Origin of the sequence: Silvimonas iriomotensis (assembly GCF_014645535.1) — a bacterium.
Classification (GTDB): domain Bacteria; phylum Pseudomonadota; class Gammaproteobacteria; order Burkholderiales; family Chitinibacteraceae; genus Silvimonas; species Silvimonas iriomotensis.
The window spans coordinates 597,726-617,285 of the sequence record NZ_BMLX01000003.1; the positions used below are offsets into that span (position 1 = coordinate 597,726).

The 19,560-nt window shown below is 61.0% G+C and carries 22 protein-coding genes; 9 read left to right on the top strand and 13 right to left on the bottom strand.

Translation table 11 applies throughout. The features are described from left to right. Nucleotides 1-56: 56 nt before the first annotated feature. Nucleotides 57-626, top strand: a complete 570-nt coding sequence (locus IEX57_RS14210; protein WP_188705000.1) for a hypothetical protein — start codon at nucleotides 57-59, stop codon at nucleotides 624-626. Between the two features lie 94 nt (nucleotides 627-720). Here the strand turns inward: IEX57_RS14210 and fba are convergent, their stop codons facing one another. Continuing rightward, nucleotides 721-1,722, bottom strand: a complete 1,002-nt coding sequence (gene fba, locus IEX57_RS14215) for a class II fructose-bisphosphate aldolase (protein WP_188705001.1) — start codon at nucleotides 1,720-1,722, stop codon at nucleotides 721-723. A 103-nt stretch (nucleotides 1,723-1,825) separates the two neighbouring features. Here fba and IEX57_RS14220 point away from each other — a divergent pair, with 103 nt between their 5' ends. After that, the gene (locus tag IEX57_RS14220) at nucleotides 1,826-2,395 is read left to right on the top strand and encodes a nucleotidyltransferase family protein (protein ID WP_188705002.1); all 570 of its coding nucleotides are present in this window, start codon (nucleotides 1,826-1,828) and stop codon (nucleotides 2,393-2,395) included. Between the two features lie 8 nt (nucleotides 2,396-2,403). Here the strand turns inward: IEX57_RS14220 and IEX57_RS14225 are convergent, their stop codons facing one another. Together IEX57_RS14225 and IEX57_RS14230 are read right to left on the bottom strand one after the other, a co-directional pair. After that, nucleotides 2,404-2,715: a hypothetical protein gene (locus tag IEX57_RS14225; protein ID WP_188705003.1), complete on the bottom strand. Its 312-nt coding sequence runs from the start codon at nucleotides 2,713-2,715 to the stop codon at nucleotides 2,404-2,406. Nucleotides 2,716-2,889: 174 nt separating this feature from the next. Then, nucleotides 2,890-4,065: a phosphoglycerate kinase gene (locus IEX57_RS14230; protein WP_188705004.1), complete on the bottom strand. Its 1,176-nt coding sequence runs from the start codon at nucleotides 4,063-4,065 to the stop codon at nucleotides 2,890-2,892. Nucleotides 4,066-4,312: 247 nt separating this feature from the next. On the opposite strand from IEX57_RS14230, the gene IEX57_RS14235 reads away from it, so the two are divergent. Continuing rightward, nucleotides 4,313-5,527 (top strand): MFS transporter, encoded by a 1,215-nt coding sequence (locus tag IEX57_RS14235; protein WP_188705005.1) that lies wholly within the window; start codon nucleotides 4,313-4,315, stop codon nucleotides 5,525-5,527. Here the strand turns inward: IEX57_RS14235 and IEX57_RS14240 are convergent. The 3 genes from IEX57_RS14240 to IEX57_RS14250 all read right to left on the bottom strand — a co-directional run bounded on the left by IEX57_RS14240 (nucleotide 5,515) and on the right by IEX57_RS14250 (nucleotide 8,258). Next, nucleotides 5,515-5,976 carry a GNAT family N-acetyltransferase gene (locus tag IEX57_RS14240; RefSeq protein ID WP_188705006.1) on the bottom strand — a complete coding sequence of 154 codons (462 nt, stop codon included), beginning with the start codon at nucleotides 5,974-5,976 and terminating at the stop codon, nucleotides 5,515-5,517. The genes IEX57_RS14235 and IEX57_RS14240 overlap by 13 nt on opposite strands. A gap of 84 nt (nucleotides 5,977-6,060) precedes the next feature. Further along, complete coding sequence (locus IEX57_RS14245) at nucleotides 6,061-7,215, bottom strand: D-alanyl-D-alanine carboxypeptidase family protein (protein WP_188705007.1); 1,155 nt, start codon at nucleotides 7,213-7,215, stop codon at nucleotides 6,061-6,063. Between the two features lie 176 nt (nucleotides 7,216-7,391). Beyond that, complete coding sequence (locus IEX57_RS14250; protein WP_188705008.1) at nucleotides 7,392-8,258, bottom strand: PhzF family phenazine biosynthesis protein; 867 nt, start codon at nucleotides 8,256-8,258, stop codon at nucleotides 7,392-7,394. Between the two features lie 342 nt (nucleotides 8,259-8,600). Between IEX57_RS14250 and pcnB the strand changes: the two genes are divergently transcribed. The 5 genes from pcnB (at nucleotide 8,601) to panC (ending at nucleotide 12,840) form a co-directional block, all read left to right on the top strand. Continuing rightward, complete coding sequence (gene pcnB, locus IEX57_RS14255) at nucleotides 8,601-9,959, top strand: polynucleotide adenylyltransferase PcnB (protein WP_188705009.1); 1,359 nt, start codon at nucleotides 8,601-8,603, stop codon at nucleotides 9,957-9,959. 6 nt (nucleotides 9,960-9,965) lie between these two features. Beyond that, nucleotides 9,966-10,454 (top strand): 2-amino-4-hydroxy-6-hydroxymethyldihydropteridine diphosphokinase, encoded by a 489-nt coding sequence (gene folK / locus IEX57_RS14260; RefSeq protein WP_188705010.1) that lies wholly within the window; start codon nucleotides 9,966-9,968, stop codon nucleotides 10,452-10,454. 95 nt (nucleotides 10,455-10,549) lie between these two features. Then, entirely contained in the window at nucleotides 10,550-11,341 is a 792-nt protein-coding gene (gene panB / locus IEX57_RS14265) for a 3-methyl-2-oxobutanoate hydroxymethyltransferase (protein WP_188705011.1), read from the top strand. Then, on the top strand, nucleotides 11,341-11,949 hold the full coding sequence (locus tag IEX57_RS14270; RefSeq protein WP_188705012.1) for an HD domain-containing protein: 609 nt from the start codon (nucleotides 11,341-11,343) through the stop codon (nucleotides 11,947-11,949). Before panB ends, IEX57_RS14270 begins: the two co-directional genes overlap by 1 nt. A gap of 51 nt (nucleotides 11,950-12,000) precedes the next feature. Further along, the gene (gene panC / locus IEX57_RS14275) at nucleotides 12,001-12,840 is read left to right on the top strand and encodes a pantoate--beta-alanine ligase (RefSeq protein ID WP_188705013.1); all 840 of its coding nucleotides are present in this window, start codon (nucleotides 12,001-12,003) and stop codon (nucleotides 12,838-12,840) included. A gap of 136 nt (nucleotides 12,841-12,976) precedes the next feature. On the opposite strand, the gene IEX57_RS14280 is transcribed toward panC, so the two are convergent. Next, on the bottom strand, nucleotides 12,977-13,591 hold the full coding sequence (locus IEX57_RS14280; protein ID WP_188705014.1) for a LysE family translocator: 615 nt from the start codon (nucleotides 13,589-13,591) through the stop codon (nucleotides 12,977-12,979). Between the two features lie 134 nt (nucleotides 13,592-13,725). Beyond that, nucleotides 13,726-15,039, bottom strand: a complete 1,314-nt coding sequence (gene argA / locus IEX57_RS14285; protein WP_188705015.1) for an amino-acid N-acetyltransferase — start codon at nucleotides 15,037-15,039, stop codon at nucleotides 13,726-13,728. 284 nt (nucleotides 15,040-15,323) lie between these two features. Here argA and IEX57_RS14290 point away from each other — a divergent pair, with 284 nt between their 5' ends. Continuing rightward, nucleotides 15,324-15,860: an acyloxyacyl hydrolase gene (locus tag IEX57_RS14290; protein WP_188705016.1), complete on the top strand. Its 537-nt coding sequence runs from the start codon at nucleotides 15,324-15,326 to the stop codon at nucleotides 15,858-15,860. 68 nt (nucleotides 15,861-15,928) lie between these two features. Here the strand turns inward: IEX57_RS14290 and nagA are convergent, their stop codons facing one another. The 5 genes from nagA to IEX57_RS14315 form a co-directional block, all read right to left on the bottom strand. Next, nucleotides 15,929-17,032 carry an N-acetylglucosamine-6-phosphate deacetylase gene (gene nagA, locus IEX57_RS14295; RefSeq protein ID WP_188705017.1) on the bottom strand — a complete coding sequence of 368 codons (1,104 nt, stop codon included), beginning with the start codon at nucleotides 17,030-17,032 and terminating at the stop codon, nucleotides 15,929-15,931. 112 nt (nucleotides 17,033-17,144) lie between these two features. Further along, nucleotides 17,145-17,528, bottom strand: a complete 384-nt coding sequence (locus IEX57_RS14300) for a DUF2237 family protein (protein ID WP_188705018.1) — start codon at nucleotides 17,526-17,528, stop codon at nucleotides 17,145-17,147. A 2-nt stretch (nucleotides 17,529-17,530) separates the two neighbouring features. Next, on the bottom strand, nucleotides 17,531-18,310 hold the full coding sequence (locus IEX57_RS14305; RefSeq protein ID WP_188705019.1) for an MBL fold metallo-hydrolase: 780 nt from the start codon (nucleotides 18,308-18,310) through the stop codon (nucleotides 17,531-17,533). Beyond that, on the bottom strand, nucleotides 18,307-19,083 hold the full coding sequence (locus IEX57_RS14310) for a TatD family hydrolase (RefSeq protein ID WP_188705020.1): 777 nt from the start codon (nucleotides 19,081-19,083) through the stop codon (nucleotides 18,307-18,309). Before IEX57_RS14310 ends, IEX57_RS14305 begins: the two co-directional genes overlap by 4 nt. Nucleotides 19,084-19,194: 111 nt before the next feature. Beyond that, on the bottom strand, nucleotides 19,195-19,560 hold the full coding sequence (locus IEX57_RS14315; protein WP_188695895.1) for a PilZ domain-containing protein: 366 nt from the start codon (nucleotides 19,558-19,560) through the stop codon (nucleotides 19,195-19,197).

The window sequence follows — 19,560 nt, forward strand, 5'->3', positions numbered from 1 at the left end:
GGTGATCGTGTCCGACGCCTGGCCCGTGCCAGGCGTTTTTATTTCTGGAGCCTCTAATGAAAGCCCCATCCTGCACCGGTTCGAATGTCTATCTGCATGGGCAAGTGCCCGCCAGCGTGACCGTACCTGCAGCCATGCGCACCTTGCTGGTTTACGTGTTTGAAAACGCGACGGCCATGCTGAGCTTGCGCGGCCTTGCGGGTGGGGAAGTGCGTCTGCAACCGGGCGAGTTTCTGGTGGCTCCGGTGCAACCGGGGGCCATGATCCAGCTGGCCAGTGAGCGCGGCCTGGCGCAACACGCGTTGATCCGTTTTGTGCCAGACGCTGCACCGCGCGCCCAGCGTTGCAAATGCGAAATCCCGGTGGATATCGGCCCGGGCTGGCGGGCGCGCAAACTGAGCGCGCCAGACGTGCCGACCTTGCTGGATGCCTACCTGGAAACCGCCGGCGCCTGGACGCCAGCCAGCACAGCGCCGTTTTGCGATCAGCAAGAAGCGACGGTCAAGGTGCTGCGCGGCGAAGTCAGCAGCGGCGGCCTGCGGCTGGGTGAGGGCGAAGCGGGCGTGGTGCGCCTCGACACCCCGTTGCTGGCCAGCATGCGCAGCCACGTGCTGGTGCAGGCCTGATCGGCTGAGCCGCACCACCAAAAAAAAGCCCGCCGGCAGGCGGGCTCAATCGTTGCACGGGACACTGGACTGCACAAACTTGCGGCAACCCGGCTTAGCGAAAACGCGCGGCCATGCCGGCGGCACCAAATTCCTGGTAACGCGCTTCGCATACCGCGCGCATGGCGGCAATGGCCGGCTTGAGATAAGCACGCGGGTCAAAATCGGCCGGGTTGGTGATGAAATGCTTGCGGATGGCGCCGGTCATGGCAAGGCGCAAATCCGTATCAATGTTGATCTTGCGTACGCCATATTTGATGGCGCGCTGGATCTCTGCCACCGGCACGCCCCAGGTCGGCTTGATATCGCCACCGAACTCGCGCACTTCCGATAACAATTCCTGCGGCACGCTGGATGAACCGTGCATCACCAGATGCGTGTGCGGGATCGCCTCGTGGATGGCCTTGATGCGTTCAATCGCCAGCACCTCACCCGTGGGTGGGCGGGTGAACTTGTAGGCGCCGTGGCTGGTGCCAATGGCAATGGCCAGGGCATCCACGCCGGTTGCTTCCACAAACTGGCGCGCCTGTTCGGGGTCAGTCAGCATTTCCTCATGCGAGAGCTTGCGGTTGGCGCCGACGCCGTCTTCTTCCTCGCCCATGCCGGTTTCCAGGCTGCCAAGGCAACCCAGTTCACCCTCTACCGACACGCCTTTCTGGTGGGCCAGTTGCACCACTTCCCGCGTGACCGTCACGTTGTAGTGGTAATCGGCCGGCGTCTTGCCGTCTTCCTTGAGCGAGCCATCCATCATCACGCTGGAGAAACCCAGATTCACCGCACTCATGCAGACCGCCAGGCTGGTGCCGTGATCCTGGTGCATCACCACCGGCAGTTTGGGATAACTGGCCACGGCGGCCTCAATCAGATGTTTGACGAACATCTCGCCTGCGTATTTGCGGGCGCCGGAACTGGCCTGCAGAATCACCGGGCTTTGCGTGGCGTCGGCCGCCTGCAAGATGGCGTGAATCTGTTCCAGATTGTTTACGTTGAAAGCGGGTACGCCATAATGGTGTTCTGCGGCGTGATCCAGCACTGTGCGAAGTGATACGAGCGGCATAGCGGTTCTCCATCCGTTTTTTGGTGCGTTGCATCACAATCTAGACCCTCAAACGCGGCATACCCAATCGGGACATTCGCCATTCGGGAAAGCCCTGAAACCAATGGTCAGCCAGTTACAGCCCAATGAAAGCCTTGAAGCGCGGTTGCGCAGTATGGTGCAGGCAGATGCACAGCTGCTGGCACTGCTGGCTTGCGTACGTGCCATTGGGCTCAAAGACTGGTGCATTGCAGCGGGCGCGGTGCGCAACCGCGTCTGGCAGCAGCTGCACGGGCAGACCAGCTTGTGTCAGCCCAATGATGTGGATGTGTGTTATTTCGATGCTGACCTGCCGCCGGATCACGCCCGGCAAGTGCAAGCCGCGCTGGCGGCAGCGCAGCCAGAGGTGCACTGGGACGTGGTAAATCAGGCCTGGGCTCATCTGTTCAACGGGCTGGCAGCGGTGGGTTCACTGGCGCAAGGCCTGGCCAGCCGGCCAGAGACGGCAACGGCAGTCGGGGTGTGGCTGGATGAAACAGGGCAGGTGCAGGTGCTGGCACCACTGGGGCTGGATGATCTGTTTGGCTTGCAGTTGCGCCGCAACCCGGCGTTTGCCAATGAGGATGTGTTCCGGCAACGCCTGACGCAAAAACAATGGCAGCGGCACTGGCCGCTGCTCACTTTGCAAGATTGACCTGCTTGCTACTGGGCGCTTTTCGGGCCCCAGCAGCCGGATTTTTGCAGTTCTGCGTTCAGGCTCTTGATCTGGCTCTTGCGGGCGGTACTGATGGTGCCGGTCTCACGGTCGATCGGTTCTTTTTGCAGTTTGTCACGCTGGGCGCGCAAATCATTGCAGCGGGCGCTGTTGGGGCCGGATGCCGCAGCGGTGGCGGGCGCAGAGCCAATCGCGGATGGCGGCAAGGTCAGGTTCAGTGGTTTGGCACTGTCGGCTGCCCAGGCGGAAATGGCTCCGACGCAGACCATGGCGCAAGCAAGAACACGGACAAACTGCATTGAGACGCTCCATGACATGAAGAAGAGATCGCCCGAGATCGGCGACGTTTCTTTATAGCGCCAGATTGCCTTGTAAGGGTTGTGAAATGACAAAAGCCGGGCGTCGGCCCGGCTTTTTGTTACCTCGTGATTACGCTAGCGCCGGTATTTTGTATCTACCGGGCGGGCGTGATCTCAACCGTTGTAACGGGTTTCCAGAATCTCTACGGCCGGCAGTACCTTGCCTTCCAGGAATTCCAGGAACGCGCCGCCACCGGTGGAGATATAGCTGACCTTGTCGGTGATGCCGTACTTGGCCACAGCAGCCAGGGTATCGCCACCGCCAGCGATCGAGAACGCAGAAGACTCGGCAATGGCTTCAGCCACCACTTTGGTGCCGTTGCCGAACTGGTCGAACTCGAACACGCCAACCGGGCCGTTCCAGACAATGGTACCGGCATTTTTCAGCACGTCAGCCAGGGCCTTGGCCGAATCCGGGCCGATATCAAAAATCATGTCGTCGGCTTCAACAGCAGCCAGCGGCTTGACTACGGCCGGTTCGTTGGCGTCGAACTTCTTGCCGATGACCACGTCGGTCGGCAGCGGCACATCGCCACCGCGTGCGCGCAGCTTGCTGATCACGGCGCGGGCGTTGCCGACGAGGTCAGCCTCGGCCAGCGACTTGCCCACTTGCTTGCCTTCGGCCAGCAAGAAGGTGTTGGCAATGCCGCCGCCCACCACCAGTTGATCAACCTTGTCGGCCAGCGATTCAAGGATGGTCAGCTTGGTAGATACCTTGGAACCGGCCACGATGGCGACCAGCGGGCGGGCCGGGTGGGCCAGTGCCTTGCCCAGCGCATCCAGTTCACCTGCCATCAGGATGCCGGCGCAAGCGGCCGGGGCAAACTTGGCAACCGCGTGGGTCGAAGCTTCGGCGCGGTGTGCAGTACCGAATGCGTCGTTGACGAAGACATCGCACAGCGCGGCGTATTTCTTGCCCAGCTCGTCACTGTTCTTTTTCTCGCCTACATTACAACGTACGTTCTGCAGCAGCACGACGTCGCCCGGCTTGACCTGGTAGCCTTCCCAGTTGTCCAGCACGTCAATCTTGCGGCCCAGCAACTCGCCCATGCGTGCAGCAACGCCAGACAGGCTGTCTTCCGGGTTGACCTGGCCTTCAGTCGGGCGGCCCAGATGGCTCATCACGATCACACCGGCGCCGGCCTTGAGGGCGGCTTCAATGGTGGGCAGCGATGCGCGGATACGGGTGTCGTCACCAATGACGCCATCCTTGACGGGCACGTTGAGGTCAGCACGGATCAGCACTTTCTTGCCGGACAAGTCCAGCTCGGTCATTTTGCGGTACGCCATGATGCAGTTCCTTGAGGGTTCAGGTTGTTGGTTCAAATTGGATAATTTGTAAAAACCTGGCTTTGCCCGGCTTGCCGAGGCACGACGGCAGACTACAACGCCTGGGTAGAATCAGGTTTTTGCATAATGCATTTCTTGTGCGCGCGCCCGGCAACCTGTTCCGCGGGCGGGCCATGCGGCGGGTTTCCTGCCCTTGAGCCGCTTGTTTGCATAGTCCGTCAGTCTAACACATCGTTTTATCCGGCTAATGACCCAGGTCTCTTCGCTCTTTCGTAATCGCAATTTTTTACTGCTCTGGTTATCCAGCATTTTTGGCAACCTGGCACTGGCCATCGCCACGCTCTCCGAGACCTGGTACGTGGTCAAAACCCTTGGCGTCAAAGAGCAACTGGGCTTTGTGATGATCGCGGGCTCCGTGCCGCGCATTGTGCTGATGGCGTTTGGCGGGGTGCTGGCAGATCGCATGAAACGTACGCGCATCATCCGGTTCTCGCTCACCACGCGGGTATTCCTGATGCTGGCGCTGGTCGGGCTGTTGTATGTGAACGCGCTCAACATTGTCACGCTGACGGGATTTGCCTTTCTGTATGGCGCGCTGGATGCCTTCTTCTGGCCCGCGCGTGATGCGTTGTTGCCCAGCGTGGTGCCTGATCTGGATTTGCCGCGCGCCAACTCCATCATGCTGACCACCAACCAGATTGGCCTTGTGTTCGGGCCGGTGCTGGGGGGCGCCTTGCTGGCCTTGCTGAGCTACGAATGGGTGTTTGTCTTCACTGCCGTGATGCTGGCCGCCGGTACGTTCTGTGTGGCGCAGGTCAAAGAACCGCCCATGGATTGGCACGCCGCGCGCAAACAAGTGCTGGCTGAACTCAAAGAAGGCGTGCAGTACGCGCTGTCTTCGCCGGTATTGCGCTCGCTGATGATCATTTACGCCATCGCCAACCTGTTGTTCATGGGGCCGCTGGCGCTGGGCGTGCCGATTGTCGCGGCGGATAACCTGCACGGCAACGCGGCCGTGCTGTCTTATCTGCAAAGTGCGTTTGCGGCGGGCATGGTCACGGGCGGTTTCCTGTTGACGATATTCCCGCCCCGCAAAAAACGCTTGCTGATGATTGCGCTGGTGATCGTGGCCGAGGGCGTCTTGCTGGGCAGCCTGTCGCACGTGACCTGGCTGACGCTGGCGGTGTGCGTGCAGTTCCTGACCGGGCTGGGCGTGGTCAGCAACAATGTGCCGATGATGTCGCTGATCCAGCAATATGCCGATCGCAGCAAGATCGGCCGCGTCATGAGCCTGAACACCATGGCCTCCATGGGCTTGTCGCCGCTTAGTTACGCCATGGTCACCGGGCTGTTGTCCTTGCATATCGGCATCGGCGTGATCATGCCGGCGTTCTGTCTGACCATGAGCGCGGCCATGCTGGTACTGATCTGGACGATGCCGGCGATCCGTCAGATCGACTGATCCGGCGCTGGCCGCCAGAGCCGGATCATCGCTTCGCCGCGGTGTTCATCGACAAAGCGGCCGTGTTCGCTGAAGCCGGCTTGCTGGTAAAGCGCAAGCGCCTGCACGTTAGCAGCCTGTGCGACCAGCAGCACGGTCTGGTGGCCGGCAAGGCCCAGTGCTGCATCCAGCAGCGTGCGGCCGATGCCCTGGCGCTGCGCTGCGGGCACGACCGCCAGTGACGACACGAGCTGCCAGCTCTCCTGCAAGATTGACAACGCCACCACGCCGACCAGTGCCTCGCCCCGCCATGCGCCCAGATAACGCGCGGGGTCCACGGTAATGGCGGCCGCCTCTGGCAACCAGGGCGCATCTGGCGCGGCCTGCTGCATGACTTGCGCAATCTGCGCCGCCGCCGTCGGGCGGGTGTGTTCAAGCAGGGCGATGGCAATCCCGGCGGCTGCAGGCATAAACCCTCACTGGCAAAGCACAAAAGAGAATGCCCGCAACGGACAACCGCGCGGGCATGGTAGGGCAGGGCGCCGGTCAGGCGCTTATTTGCCGCCGAACCACTTGTGGAACATCAGCTTGATACTGTCGATCAGGCGGCCAAAGAAGCCGGCTTCTTCCACGTTATCCAGCGCTTGCGCCGGGTACTGGCCAATCACCTTGCCCTGGTCCAGCACATCGATGGTGCCCAGTTTCTGGCCGGCCTTGATCGGCGCAATCAGCGGTTCATCCAGCTTCACTTGCGTGGTCAGCTTGCTGGCGTCGCCCTTGGGCACGGTGACAAACTGGTCATTGGCAAAGCCGATATTCACGCTGTCCTGGGCGCCTTTGTAAACCTTCTGGCTGGCCAGCGCCTGTTTGGCGGTGAAGACCTTGGGGGTATCAAAGAACTGGGTGCCCCAGTTCAGCAGCTTGGCCGATTCATTGGCGCGCACTTCATCACCCGTCGTACCGACCACCACGGAGATCAAACGGCGACCATCCTTGTGCGTACTGGCGACCAGGTTAAAGCCGGCCGAGTTGGTGTGGCCCGTCTTCATGCCATCCACGTTCGGGTCGCGGTACAGCAAGAGGTTGCGGTTGGGCTGGCGGATCTTGTTGTACGTGAACTCCTTCATGGAGTAGATCGGGTAGAACTCCGGATAGTCGCGGATGATGGCCGCGGCAATCTTCCCCAGGTCAGCCACGGTCATGTAGTGGTTGGGGTCAGGCAGGCCGGTCGAGTTCATGAAGTGCGAACCCGTCATGCCAAGGCGCTGCGCTTGCTGGTTCATCATCTGGGCAAAGACTTCTTCGCTGCCGGCAATGGCTTCGGCCAGTGTCACGCAGGCATCGTTGCCCGATTGCACAATCATGCCCTTGATCAGGTCATCGACGGTGGCCGGGGTTTTCGGGTCCAGGAACATGCGCGAACCTTCGGTTTTCCAGCCTTTGGTGGAAACCGTCAGTTGCTGGTCAAGGCGGATACGGCCTTCCTTGACCGACTTGAAGACCACATAAGCGGTCATCAGCTTGGTCAGGCTGGCAGGTTCGACGCGCATGTTGGCGTCGCGGGAGGCCAGCTCGCTACCGCTTTGAAAGTCCGTCAGGTAATACGCTTTGGCGTTGATCTCTGGAACGGGAGGAGTAAAAGCCTGAGCCGAGGCGGCGAACAGGAGGGAACAAGCAATCAGCGTACGGGTCAGGTTTCTGGAAATCATGGCGGGCAATTCTGATAACGAAAACAACAGGTGGCGAAGGGTAGCATCGGCGGGTAGGCGCCGGCTCGGTATTATGTCCGCGTTTCGACCGTTTGGGGTGCAAACTGGTTCGCTTGTCCGACAAAAAGAAAAAGCGCCCCGTCAGCGGGCGCTTGTATTTTCAGGCATGGACCCTGTCAGGCAAGCAGGCCTGGCGCCTGGTCTGGCCAGGCAAATTCACCATGGCCGACCTCGGCCACCCGGCCGCCGACCTCGATCTCTTTGTCGGCACTGATCTGCAATGAAAGATGCGCCAACCGCTGAATGCCGTGCCCTTGCACCATGCTGGCCGACAGCGGCAAGACGGTGCTCTGTTCTGCCAGCAACCAGCCGCCCAGATTGGCGCAGGCCGAGCCGGTGCCGTGGTCTTCTGCCAACTGGCCGTTCTGCACCCAGAAAAAGCGCGCCACGATTTCATCATCGCCCCAGGCCCACACCAGCGCCTGCATGATGCCGCGTTCGTTCTTCGCATGCTGGTCCATCAGCGCCAGATCGGGTGCGCAGGCGTGTACGGCCTCGACACTGGCCAGCGGCACAATCAGTTGCTCGGTGCCGGTATTGACAAAGCGCGGCGTGCCGGCGACCTGCTCTGGCGCAATACCCAGCGCGTGTGCCATGACTTCCGCCGCCGGCGCAAACCGATACGCCGGCGCATTGGCGCGGAGCATCATGCGGTTGTGCTCATGCGCCACCACCGGGATCACGCCGGATTTGAACTCCAGCGTCAGTTGCTGGCGGCCAAGCGCCCGCGACAGCACCCAGGCCGTGCCCAGCGTCGGGTGGCCGGCAAAAGGCAGTTCATAGGTCGGCGTAAAAATGCGCACGTGCGCGTCGGCCTTGCCGGAGGGGAACACAAACGTGGTTTCAGACAGATTCAGCTGCTGCGCCAGCGTTTGCATTGCGTTGTCATCCAGCCCGCGTGCGTCTTCAAACACGGCCAGCGGGTTGCCCGCCCAGGCGGTTTCTGCAAACACATTGACGATGCGATATGAATAGCGGGCCATGCGGTTTCTCCGGTGTTGAAATGTCTGGATCAACTATGCACCGTGAGCGGGCACGGCGGGCAGCGGCAGTGTGGCGGTCAATGTGTGATGACAGTTGAATTGAGCGCATCCATGCACCATGCTTTTTTGTGCATGACGATTGCCGCAGTTGCGTCATGCTGACTGTATAATGAGCGCCTTTGTTTTCAGGGCCGCTAACGAAACTGCCCTGGCCATGTGAGCATGCCGTGTTTGCCCGGGTGGTTTGGTTAGCGGCTTGACTGGCCCGAAGCGGGCCGCCTGCGGCAAGACGGATGTTGGCCAGAAACTGCCCCCCGTCTGCCGGTTTTCTTTGGTCAAACGATGATTCGCAAATTGATCGGCAAGGTGCTGCGGCGCCCGGGTAAACGGGTTCTGCATGCCAAACACTACGGCGTACGCCGCGAGGATATTCATTCCGGCGCGCTTAAAGTGTGTGATCGCCTGCAAGAAGCAGGTTATGAGGCCTATGTTGTCGGGGGCGCCGTGCGCGACCTGATGCTGGGCAAATCTCCCAAAGACTTTGATGTGGCCACCAGCGCCACGCCGGAACAAGTGCGCCATGTGTTCAACCGCTCGCGCATTATTGGCCGGCGTTTTCGCATTGTGCACGTGCCGTTCTACGAGCGCGGCGGCGAAGAAATCATTGAAGTCACCACCTTCCGTGGTGCCGGTGAAGCGCCGACGGACGAGTCTGGCCGCATCCTGCGCGACAACGTGTATGGCTCGCTGGAAGACGATGCGCTGCGCCGTGACTTCACCGTCAACGCGCTGTATTACGATCCGTCGCGTGAAGAAATCCTGGATTTCCACCACGGCGTGGATGATCTGGAAGCCCGCCGTCTGGTCATGATCGGTGATCCGGGCATCCGCTACCGCGAAGACCCGGTGCGCATGCTGCGTGCCATCCGGCTCTCGGCCAAGCTGGGTCTGGACATCGCCCCGCCGACGCGCAAGCCGATTGCCGAATGCGCTGGCCTGCTGCAGAACATCCCGTCTGCGCGCCTGTTTGACGAGATGATGAAGCTGCTGTTGTCCGGCCGCGCCTGGGATTGCCTGATGGCGCTCAAGGCCGACGGCCTGCACAAGTATCTGTTCCCGGTGCTGGACCAGTTGTTGAAGTCGCCGCAAACCACGGCCTTCTTGCAAAAAGCGCTGGCCAATACCGACAAGCGCCTGGCCGAAGACAAGCCGGTCTCGGCCGGTTTCCTGTTTGCTGCCTTGTTGTGGCATGAAGTTGAAGCCGCGTGGCAAAAGAAACAGGCCGCAGGCGAATATGCGGTGCCGGCGCTGATGGCCGCCATGAACGAAGTGGAAACCAGCGTCGAAAAACGCCTGGCCATCCCCAACCGTTATGGCGCTGCCATGAAGGAAATCTGGCTGCTGCAACCGCGTTTTGAACAGCGTGTGGGTAGCCGTCCGTTCCGGTTGTTTGAACAACAGCGTTTCCGCGCCGCCTATGATTTTCTGGCCCTGCGTGGCGAGTGCGGTCTGGTGGACAAAGAACTGGTGGAATGGTGGACGCAGTTCCAGTACTGCGATGACGACACCCGCTCTGCCATGATCGCGCGCGTTACCGGCCCGCAAAAAGGCCCGGATCGCAAACGGCGTCGTCGGCGTCCTGCAGGCAAGGCCGGTGGCGCTGCCAAAGCCGGCGGCGAGAGCAGCGGCGGCAACGAGTAAGACGCAATGACCAAGTTTCACCGCGCCTTTGTCGCACTGGGCGCCAATCTGGATGATCCGGCGGCGCAACTGGCCGCCGCGGTCAAAGCCCTGGGCGAGTTGCCGCACACCACGCTGGTGGCCTGTTCCCGCTTTTACGCTTCGGCCCCGGTGGGTTATGCCGACCAGCCCGATTTTGTGAATGCCGTGGCCGCAGTCGACACCGGCCTGACACCGGATGAACTCTTGCAGGGTCTGTTGCAGATTGAGGCCGCCCAGGGCCGCGAACGCACTTTCCGCAACGCCCCGCGCACACTGGATCTGGATGTACTGTTGTATGACAGCATCACCCGTAATGATGCGCATCTGGTCATCCCGCACCCCCGAATGCACGAGCGCGCCTTTGTATTGGTGCCGCTTGCAGAAATCGCCCCGGATACCGTGATCCCCGGTCTTGGCCCTGTAACGGCCTTCCTGGGGAAAGTCGCGAGCCAGACCTTGCATCCGTTGGGCTAAACTGCGATTTGCGCGCTGCACCAATCTGGCGCCGCGCCACGGTTTCCTGCACCCGTTGTGACCCGCCAGGATGTTTTCGACAGGAAGTTAAAGCCATGAAAGTCACCGTCAATACCCTGAATAAAATGAAGCAGGATGGCCAGAAGATCGCCATGCTGACCTGTTATGAAGCCAGCTTTGCCACCTTGCTTGACGAAGCGGGCGTGGATGTCCTGTTGATCGGGGACTCGCTGGGCAACACGGTTCAGGGCCAGACCTCCACACTGCCGGTGACGCTGGATCACATGATTTACCACACGGCATGCGTGGCCAAAGGCACCAAAGACGCCATGGTGCTGGCTGATCTGCCGTTTGGTGCTTATCAGGCCAGCCCGCAACAAGCGTTTGATAGCGCCGTGCGCCTGATGCAGGCCGGGGCCGAAATGGTCAAGCTTGAAGGCGGCATGGTCATGGTCGAGACCGTGGATTTTCTGGTGAACCGCGGTATTCCGGTGTGCATGCACATTGGTTTGCAGCCGCAGTCGGTCAATATCTACGGCGGCTACAAGGTGCAAGGCAAAACCGAAACCGAAGCCGAAACCCTCAAGCGCGATGCGCTGGCGCTGCAAGCCGCAGGCGCCAGCCTGGTGCTGATGGAAATGGTGCCCGCCGCCGTCGCCACTGAAGTCACCAAGTTGCTGACTATCCCCACCATCGGCATTGGTGCCGGGGTGGACTGTGACGGCCAGGTGCTGGTGCTGCACGACATGCTGGGCATTTACCCGGGCAAGAAAGCCCGTTTTGTGAAGAACTTCATGACCGGCGCCAGCAGCATCCAGGGCGCGGTTGAAGGCTATGTGAAGGCCGTCAAGGCGGGGACTTTCCCGGCTGAAGAGCATTCCTTCTGATGAACACCGCCGCCGATTTTGCTGCGATCACGTCTTTTGTGCTGGAACTGGAAAAGCTCAAGGCCGTGTTGCGCAAGAACCGGCCGCTGGGTCAGACCCGGTTTGAAAACACCGCCGAACACAGCTGGCAGATTTGTCTGCTGGCCATGTCGGTGTTGCCGCACGCGGCAGAGCCGGTCGACATGGGCCGCGTTGTGCAACTCTTGCTGGTACACGACATCCCGGAAATCGACGCCGGCGATGTGAATGTGTACGACGCTACGGGGCGCGCTGCGGCCGAAGCAAAAGAAGAAGCCGGTGCCACGCGGATATTCGGCCTCTTGCCCTCCGCCACGGGCGCACAGATGTATGCCCTGTGGCGTGAATTCACCACCGGGACGAGTGCCGAGGCCCGCTATGCCCGCGCGATTGACCGCATGATGCCGGTGCTGCAGAACCTCAACAGCGCCGGTCAAAGCTGGCGCGAGAACGGCATCCGCATCGATCAGGTCACGCGCATGAATCACCCCAAAATTTCGGGCATGTTCCCCACCTTGTGGCCGCTGCTTGAACAGCAACTGCAAGCGGCGGTGACCCGCGGTGATCTCGGCCCGGCCGGCGCTGAGTAAGATCAGGGCCCGGCATCCTTATTCACTGTTTCAGATCGTTTCAGGTTCGCCATGAAAATCATCCATACCATCGCTGAACTGCGCGCCTGGCGCGCCACCGTGGGCAAAGTGGCCTTTGTGCCGACCATGGGTAATCTGCATCAGGGCCACATGGCGCTGATCCGCGCCGCGCAGGAAGAAACGGAGCACATTGTTGTCAGCATCTTTGTGAACCGCCTGCAGTTTGGCCAGGGTGAAGATTTCGACCGTTACCCGCGCACGCTGGCCTCTGACGCCGCGCTGATCGAAGAAGTCGCGCCCAACGCCGTGGTGTTTGCGCCGGATGAAAAAGAGCTGTACCCGCACGTGGTGCAGCACTACAAGGTAGACCCGCCGGCCATTCAGGACGAGTTGTGTGGTGCGTTCCGCCCGGGGCATTTCCAGGGCGTGGCCACGGTGGTGACCAAGCTCTTCAACATCGTCCAGCCGACGGTGGCTTGTTTTGGCAAGAAAGACTATCAGCAGCTGTTCGTGATCCAGAGCATGGTAGAAGAACTGAACATGCCGCTGCAGATCATCCCGGTCGATACCGGTCGCGCTGAAAGCGGGCTGGCGCTGTCGTCCCGCAATGGTTATCTGAGTCCGGAAGAGCGCGTGGAAGCCGCCCGCATCTATTTCCACCTGACCCGCATGCGCGACGCCATCCTGGCAGGTGAGCGTGATTACGAGAAACTGGCCAACGAAACAATCGCCGACCTGACTGCCCGTGGCTGGGCGCAGATTGACTACGTAGAGGCGCGCAACGCCCACACGCTCAAGCCGGCAACGCATACCGATCACCACATTGTCTGGTTGATTGCGGCGCGTCTGGGCAAGACCCGCTTGATCGACAATCTGGAAATTGATCTGTGATCTGTGAGGCGTGAGGCGTGAGGAGGGGGCTTCGTCCTCCGTGGCCTTTACAGCGCCATCGTTCAGCCTCACGCCGCAAAACAAAAGGGCCGCATTCGCGGCCCTTTTGTTTTGCGGCCTATGGGCGCGTAGCGCTTTACCGGCGCGCCAGTGCCAGCAGGCCACCTACCGCAAAGAACGCGCCGCCGCAGCCGCGGTTGAACCAGCGCACGCGCCGGGGCTGTTGCAGCCACGCGGCCAGGCGCGAACCGCCCGCGGCGTAGGCAATCTGCCAGCTGGATTCAATGATGAAGAACGACACCAGCAACACGCACCATTGCGATTGCTGGGGCAGATGCGGGTCAATGAACTGCGGCAAGAAGGCGCCGGCAAACAGGATCGCCTTGGGGTTGGATAACGCCACCGTCAGCCCCAGCCGGAAGCGGCTGGTGCCACTATTGCTGTTGGCCTTGGGCAAGGCCAGGGTTTCGCCGGCACGCCAGCACTGAATGCCCAGATACACCAGATACGCCGCGCCCACGAGCTTGAGCACCAGGAACAAGGTGGCCGAGGCAGCCAGGACGGCGGCAAGGCCGAAGGCCGATGCGGTGAACAGGATCGCCAGACCGGTACATGCGCCCGCCATGGTGGCCGTGGTGGCCTTCCAGCCGTAGCGTGTGCCGTGCGAGAGCATCAGCAACATGTTGGGGCCAGGTGTGGCAGAGATCAGCAGCGTGGTGAGCACAAAGGCCAGCCAGAGATCGAAGCGCATGGTGTTTCCTTGAGATACGGCAAGACGACCACTCAACTATAACGCTGTCATGCGGTCAGGCGTGAGATACAACAAAGGCCCGGGGCAACCAGTACAGCCGGTTGCGCCGGGCCTTGGCCGTGCCTTGGCGGCGATTAGCGCAGCGACTTGATAAACACCTTGGAACGCCGCTGATAGTTGTACAGCGATTTTTTCTCCATCGGCAGTTCATCGACCGTGGCATGGGTAAAGCCGCGCTCGACAAACCAGTGCGATGTCCGCGTGGTCAGCGCAAACAGGGCCTGCATGCCCTGGCTGCGCGCCTGTTGTTCGACATGGCGCAGCAGCACCGCGCCGCGGTCTTCATCGCGATAATCCGGATGCACCACCAGGCACGCCATCTCGGCCATCTGGCTATCCGGGAAGGGGTGCACGGCCACGCAGCCGATGATCTTGCCATCGTGCTCCAGCACGGAGTAACGGTTGATTTCGCGCTCCAGCAATTCGCGCCCGCGCTTGACGAGGACACCCTGGTCTTCCAGCGGTTCAATCAGCTGCAACATGCCGCCCACATCATCAATCACCGCCTGGCGCAGGGTTTCCAGCGTCTCGCGCGAGATCATGGTGCCGACGCCTTCGTGGCTGAACAATTCCATCAGCATGGCGCCGTCTTCGTTGTGGCTCACGAGGTGCGCCCGTGCCACACCGCGCCGCACCGCCTTGATGGCGCAAGGCAGATACAGGCGCACGTCTTCGTTCACATCCGGATTGGCGGTGAGAAACTGTTCCGCTTCCAGCGCGGTCATTTCGGTCTGCAACTCGCCACTGGCATCCACAACGCCTTCATGCCCGAACAGGAACAGCAGCTTGTGCGCGCGCAGGGCAATGGCTGCGCTGGTGGCGACGTCTTCCAGTGTCAGGTTGAAGACTTCCCCCGTGGGCGAATAACCCAGCGTGGACAACAATACGATTTCGCCGTCTTCCAGCCGGTAATTGACGGCGGTGGTATCCACCTTGCGCACTTCACCGGTATACAAGAGGTCCAACCCGTCCCGCACACCCATGGGCTGTGCGGTGACAAAGTTGCCGGCGGAAACCCGGATATGCGCGTTGGCCATGGGCGAGTTCGCCAGACCCATCGACAACAGCGATTCAATATCCACCCGCACCTGGCCGACGGCCTGAATCACGCATTCCAGGGTTTCGGCATCGGTCACCCGCACGCCTTTGTGGTAATGCATATCCAGCCCGCGTTCGGCCATGCGGGTTTCGATCTGGGGGCGCGCACCGTGGACCACCACCAGGCGAACGCCCAAGCTGGTCAGCAAGTTGATGTCATGGGTGAGCGTAAAAAAGCGGCCGTCACGAACCACTTCGCCACCCAGCGCAATCACAAAAGTACGCCCGCGAAAGGCGTGGATATACGGGGCGGCCTGACGAAACCACTGCACCAAATCACTGGACTGCATACACGCTCCAAAGTGGCCGCGCCTGGGCGCGACGGGTTGGCGTCGGCGCAGGGCCGACCATGCATAATTGTAAGGGCAAACGGGGGATCATGAAGTCATCATTGCGGTGCACCTTTAAATGACCAGGTTCGCCACAAAATGGTCATGCATCTGACATGTTCGTCAGTAGATCACCTGGGGGCGGGTATGATGCCGGGATGCTATTGTGCCCCGCTGATTGTCCAGCTTGCCGAATGCTGTTTTTGCGCTTGAACAAATCCATTACAGAGTAATATACCCGCGCCATGAAAAAGACACTGTTTACCTTGTTGCTGGCCGCTGCAACGCTGGCCAATGCTGCTCCTTTTGATACGTTTAACGCTGCGATTGGCGAAACCACCCGCCCGCATGGCGAGAACACTCCGAACACTCTGCGCCTGTCTGTGGGCTGGGACTGGGGCGTGCGCTGGTGGGAGACCAGCGTGGGCTACCTGACCGGTTACTGGGAGTTCGCCGGCGGCGCCTGGCGGGTGCAGGACACCACCGCATACGATGTGGATATCGTTCCGATGTTCCGCTACCAGTTCAAGAGCAGCGGCTGGTGCACGCCGTTTGTTGAGGCAGGCGTCGGCGTGGCCTATCTGACCGAACACAAGATTGCGGACGATCACGATCTGACGTCCCACCCGCAGTTCAGCGACCGTATCGGCGCAGGTTGCGGCTTTGATGGCGGCAAGCAGGAACTGGGGATCAACTTCCATCATTTCTCCAACGCCGGTCTGGACAAACCCAACCCGGGCGTGGATTTCCTGCTGGTTCGCTACGGTTACCATTTCAACTAGGCAGACCGTCGCACAGCAACAAAAAGCCCGCATTGTGCGGGCTTTTTGTTTTGGAGCGATTCGCCGGATCAGGCGGCGTAAACCTGTTCGCCCTCTACAAAGACTTGCTGCACTTGCAACTGCCGATCAAGCACCACCCAGTCCGCCCAGGCGCCAGTACCAATGCGGCCGCGATCGGCCACGCCCAGATAATCCGCCGGATTGCGCGAGAGCCGGTGCGATGCGTCGTCCAGCGTCAGACCAATGCTCACCAGATTGCGCAGCGCTTGATCCATGGTCAGCGCGCTGCCAGCCAGCGTGCCGTCGGCCAGCCGCACGCCACCCATGCATTTGGTAATGACGCGGCCTTCGTCCTTGTCGTACTCGCCATCCGGCAAGCCGGTCGCCAGCGAGGCATCGGTCACGCAATACAGTTTGGGGATCGCCCGCAAAGCGACCTTCATGGCACCAGGGTGGACGTGGATCAGATCGGGGATGAGTTCACTGTATTCGGCATGCGCCAAGGCTGCGCCGACCATGCCCGGCGCGCGATGGCCCAGTGGTGACATGGCGTTGTACAGATGGGTAAAGCCGGCTGCGCCGCGGTCCAGCGCAGCGACGCCTTCTTCGTACGTGCCCAGCGAGTGCCCGATTTGCGCCCGCACGCCACGTGCGGCCAGCCATTCAATGATGTCATCGTGGCCGGCAATTTCGGGTGACAGCGTGACAATGCGCACCGGCACCGTCGCCATGTACTGTTCCAGCTCGGCAATCACCGCTGGCCGTGCATGATTGGGCAAGCCGCCCAGCCGGCCCGGGTTCACGTACGGGCCTTCCAGATGCACCCCCAGAAAGCGCGCGCCGTTGTGCGGCCGGTGGCTGATGGGCTGGGCCAGCGCTTGCAGCAGCACCGACAGCCGTTCGTGCGGCGCGTTGACCGTGGTGGCCAGCAAAGAGGTCGTGCCGTGACGCGCATGCATGCGCGAGATGGTGACGGCCGCGTCGGCGCCATCCATGATGTTGGCACCGTCGCCGCCATGCACATGCAGATCGACAAAGCCGGGCAGGATGTAGACGTCGTCGTTATCGTCTGGCGTGGCCGGGCGGGCATCAATCTGGCTGACGCGGCCACCCTGGGCGTGGAGGGTGCCGTGGCGCCAGCCCGCCAGGGTCAGGATATTGCCGTAAAGCATGAACATCCCCTGTCTGTAATGGATTTGTGCGTTCCATTATGCGGGCAGCATGGCTGCCGTGGACAGGGCGGGTTGGCCGGCGTTGCGCAGCGTGCGCTGCGGCCAGGATGGCTTAGTGGCGGGAGTAATCCAGCGAGAAACTGACCAGTGTTTCAAGCGATACATGTTCCAGGATGGATTCATGCGTTGCAGCCATGAGCACTTTGGGCGCCTTGCCTGCGGTCAGCGCTTCTATCCAGCGCGAGGCGCACAGACACCAGCGATCGCCCGGCTTCAAGCCATCAAACCCCCATTCCGGCCGCGGGGTGGACAGATCATTGCCACGGGATTTGGAATACGCCAGGAACTCGGCCGTGACCTCTACGCACACGGTATGTTTGCCATGATCCAGCGGGTGATCACGGCAACAGCCATCCCGCATGAAACCCGTCAGCGGGTTCATGCTGCACGGGACCAGCGGCATGCCAAGTACGTTCAGATCCGGGGTCTGGGTCATGTTCAGCGCTCCGCAGTGACTTGCAGCCCATCGTAGCCCACCTCGATGCCATCAGGCAGTCGGGCCGACAGGGCGTGAAATTCCAGCTCATGCGTCATGTGGATCAGCACGGTGCGGCGCGCCTTGATGCGTTGCGCTGCTTCCAGTGCCTGATCAACACCAAAGTGAGTCGGGTGCGGGATCGGGCGCAGGCAATCCAGGAACAGCACATCCAGGTTTTCCAGCAGCGCAAAGCTTTCTTCCGGAATATGCGAGACATCGGTCAGATACGCCACGTTGCCCACGCGGTAACCCAGAATCGGCCATTTGCCGTGCATGAGCGGGATCGGCGTGATGGTGGTGCCCTTGAACTCAAACGGCTTGCTGTCGATTTCGTTGAGCGTGAGCACTGGTTTGTCCCAGTACTCGCCCGGCGCCAGCAGCGTATAGCTGAAGCGGCTTTTGATGTGCTCGGCCATCAGCGTATTGCCAAACACCGGAATCGCGGCCCGGTTCAGCCAGCAAAACGCGCGCAGGTCATCAATGCCATGCAGGTGATCGGCGTGCGGATGGGTGTACAGCACGGCGTCGACATGCAGCAAGCCTTCGCGCAGCACTTGCTGGCGCAGGTCCGGGCCGGTATCCACCAGCAGCGTCAGGCCACCGGCCTTGATCACGGCGCTGGCCCGCGTGCGGCGGTTTTTCGGATCGGTCGATGTGCAGGTAGCGCATTTGCAGCCCAGCGCGGGCGATCCGCCCGACGAGCCCACCCCCAGCAACGTCACCTGCACCGGCGCGCTCATTGCATGCTCCGGGCTTTGGCAAACAGGCGGAAAAAGTTCTCGGTGGTTACGTCTGCAATGCGCTGCAGCGGTTCACCACGCAACTCGGCAATGTGTTCGGCCACATGGCGTACCCATGCCGGCTGGTTCATCTTGCCGCGGAACGGTACCGGCGCCAGATAGGGCGAGTCGGTCTCGATCAACATGCGTTCCAGCGGCACACGGCGGGCCACTTCCTTGAGTTCTTCGGCCTTCTTGAAGGTGACGATGCCAGAGAACGAAATGTAGAAATTCAGATCAATTGCCGCCTGGGCGACTTCCCAGCTCTCGGTAAAGCAATGCATCACGCCGCCGAACTCGTCCGCGCCTTCTTCTTGCATGATGCGGATGGTGTCAGCCGAGGCCGAACGCGTGTGGATGATCAGCGGCAGGCCCGCTTGTTTCGCCGCGCGGATGTGCGTGCGAAAGCGTTCACGCTGCCATTCCAGATCACCCTCCAGCCGGTAGTAATCCAGGCCGGTTTCGCCAATGGCGATCACTTTGGGCTGTTTTGCCAGTTCCAGCAGGCCTGCCACGGTCGGCTCTTCGGTGTCTTCGTAATCCGGATGGACACCGACCGACGCAAACAGGTTGGGCTGGGATTGGGCCAGCGACAACACGCCCGGCAGATCGGGCAGGTTGACTGCCACCACCAGCGCGTGGCTGACCTTGTTGTCGACCATGGCGGCCAGATGCGCGTCCAGGTTGGTGACGAGGTCAGGAAAGTTCAGATGGCAGTGTGAGTCGACGAACATGGAGAATCCGGTGCGCGTGGTGCGTGTTGGGGTGAGAAACAAACAGGCCGCAAAAGTTGCGGCCTGTTTATTGTAAATCAATGAGTTGCTACCCTGGAACGGGTAGGCGTCCTACATGGTGTGGGTGGTACGTGCCGATTGCAGGTAACCGCCCAGCAACGCTTCAATCTTTTTGCGGGCTTGCGCGCCGGCTTCGTTCCCCGAGAAACGCACGCCAATGCCTTGCTGGTGGTTGTTGTGTGCGCCTTGCGGGGTCAGCCAGATCACGTGACCAGAGACGGCAATCTTGGCCGGATCGTCCAGCAAGGACAGCAGCATGAATACCTCGTCACCCAGCCGGTAAGGCTTGTTGGTCGGGATGAAAATGCCGCCGCCTTTCACAAAAGGCATGTACGACGCATACAGCGCCGCTTTTTCCTTGATGTTCAGCGACAGCACACCAGGGCGGGTGGTCCCGGTGCGTACGGGTTCATTCAT

Coding starts and splice junctions, on each gene's coding strand:
- IEX57_RS14210 (WP_188705000.1), top strand. CDS start 57: ATGAAAGCCCCATCCTGCACCGGTTCGAATGTCTATCTGCATGGGCAA.
- fba (WP_188705001.1), bottom strand. CDS start 1,722: ATGCCGCTCGTATCACTTCGCACAGTGCTGGATCACGCCGCAGAACAC.
- IEX57_RS14220 (WP_188705002.1), top strand. CDS start 1,826: ATGGTCAGCCAGTTACAGCCCAATGAAAGCCTTGAAGCGCGGTTGCGC.
- IEX57_RS14225 (WP_188705003.1), bottom strand. CDS start 2,715: ATGCAGTTTGTCCGTGTTCTTGCTTGCGCCATGGTCTGCGTCGGAGCC.
- IEX57_RS14230 (WP_188705004.1), bottom strand. CDS start 4,065: ATGGCGTACCGCAAAATGACCGAGCTGGACTTGTCCGGCAAGAAAGTG.
- IEX57_RS14235 (WP_188705005.1), top strand. CDS start 4,313: ATGACCCAGGTCTCTTCGCTCTTTCGTAATCGCAATTTTTTACTGCTC.
- IEX57_RS14240 (WP_188705006.1), bottom strand. CDS start 5,976: ATGCCTGCAGCCGCCGGGATTGCCATCGCCCTGCTTGAACACACCCGC.
- IEX57_RS14245 (WP_188705007.1), bottom strand. CDS start 7,215: ATGATTTCCAGAAACCTGACCCGTACGCTGATTGCTTGTTCCCTCCTG.
- IEX57_RS14250 (WP_188705008.1), bottom strand. CDS start 8,258: ATGGCCCGCTATTCATATCGCATCGTCAATGTGTTTGCAGAAACCGCC.
- pcnB (WP_188705009.1), top strand. CDS start 8,601: ATGATTCGCAAATTGATCGGCAAGGTGCTGCGGCGCCCGGGTAAACGG.
- folK (WP_188705010.1), top strand. CDS start 9,966: ATGACCAAGTTTCACCGCGCCTTTGTCGCACTGGGCGCCAATCTGGAT.
- panB (WP_188705011.1), top strand. CDS start 10,550: ATGAAAGTCACCGTCAATACCCTGAATAAAATGAAGCAGGATGGCCAG.
- IEX57_RS14270 (WP_188705012.1), top strand. CDS start 11,341: ATGAACACCGCCGCCGATTTTGCTGCGATCACGTCTTTTGTGCTGGAA.
- panC (WP_188705013.1), top strand. CDS start 12,001: ATGAAAATCATCCATACCATCGCTGAACTGCGCGCCTGGCGCGCCACC.
- IEX57_RS14280 (WP_188705014.1), bottom strand. CDS start 13,591: ATGCGCTTCGATCTCTGGCTGGCCTTTGTGCTCACCACGCTGCTGATC.
- argA (WP_188705015.1), bottom strand. CDS start 15,039: ATGCAGTCCAGTGATTTGGTGCAGTGGTTTCGTCAGGCCGCCCCGTAT.
- IEX57_RS14290 (WP_188705016.1), top strand. CDS start 15,324: ATGAAAAAGACACTGTTTACCTTGTTGCTGGCCGCTGCAACGCTGGCC.
- nagA (WP_188705017.1), bottom strand. CDS start 17,032: ATGCTTTACGGCAATATCCTGACCCTGGCGGGCTGGCGCCACGGCACC.
- IEX57_RS14300 (WP_188705018.1), bottom strand. CDS start 17,528: ATGACCCAGACCCCGGATCTGAACGTACTTGGCATGCCGCTGGTCCCG.
- IEX57_RS14305 (WP_188705019.1), bottom strand. CDS start 18,310: ATGAGCGCGCCGGTGCAGGTGACGTTGCTGGGGGTGGGCTCGTCGGGC.
- IEX57_RS14310 (WP_188705020.1), bottom strand. CDS start 19,083: ATGTTCGTCGACTCACACTGCCATCTGAACTTTCCTGACCTCGTCACC.
- IEX57_RS14315 (WP_188695895.1), bottom strand. CDS start 19,560: ATGAATGAACCCGTACGCACCGGGACCACCCGCCCTGGTGTGCTGTCG.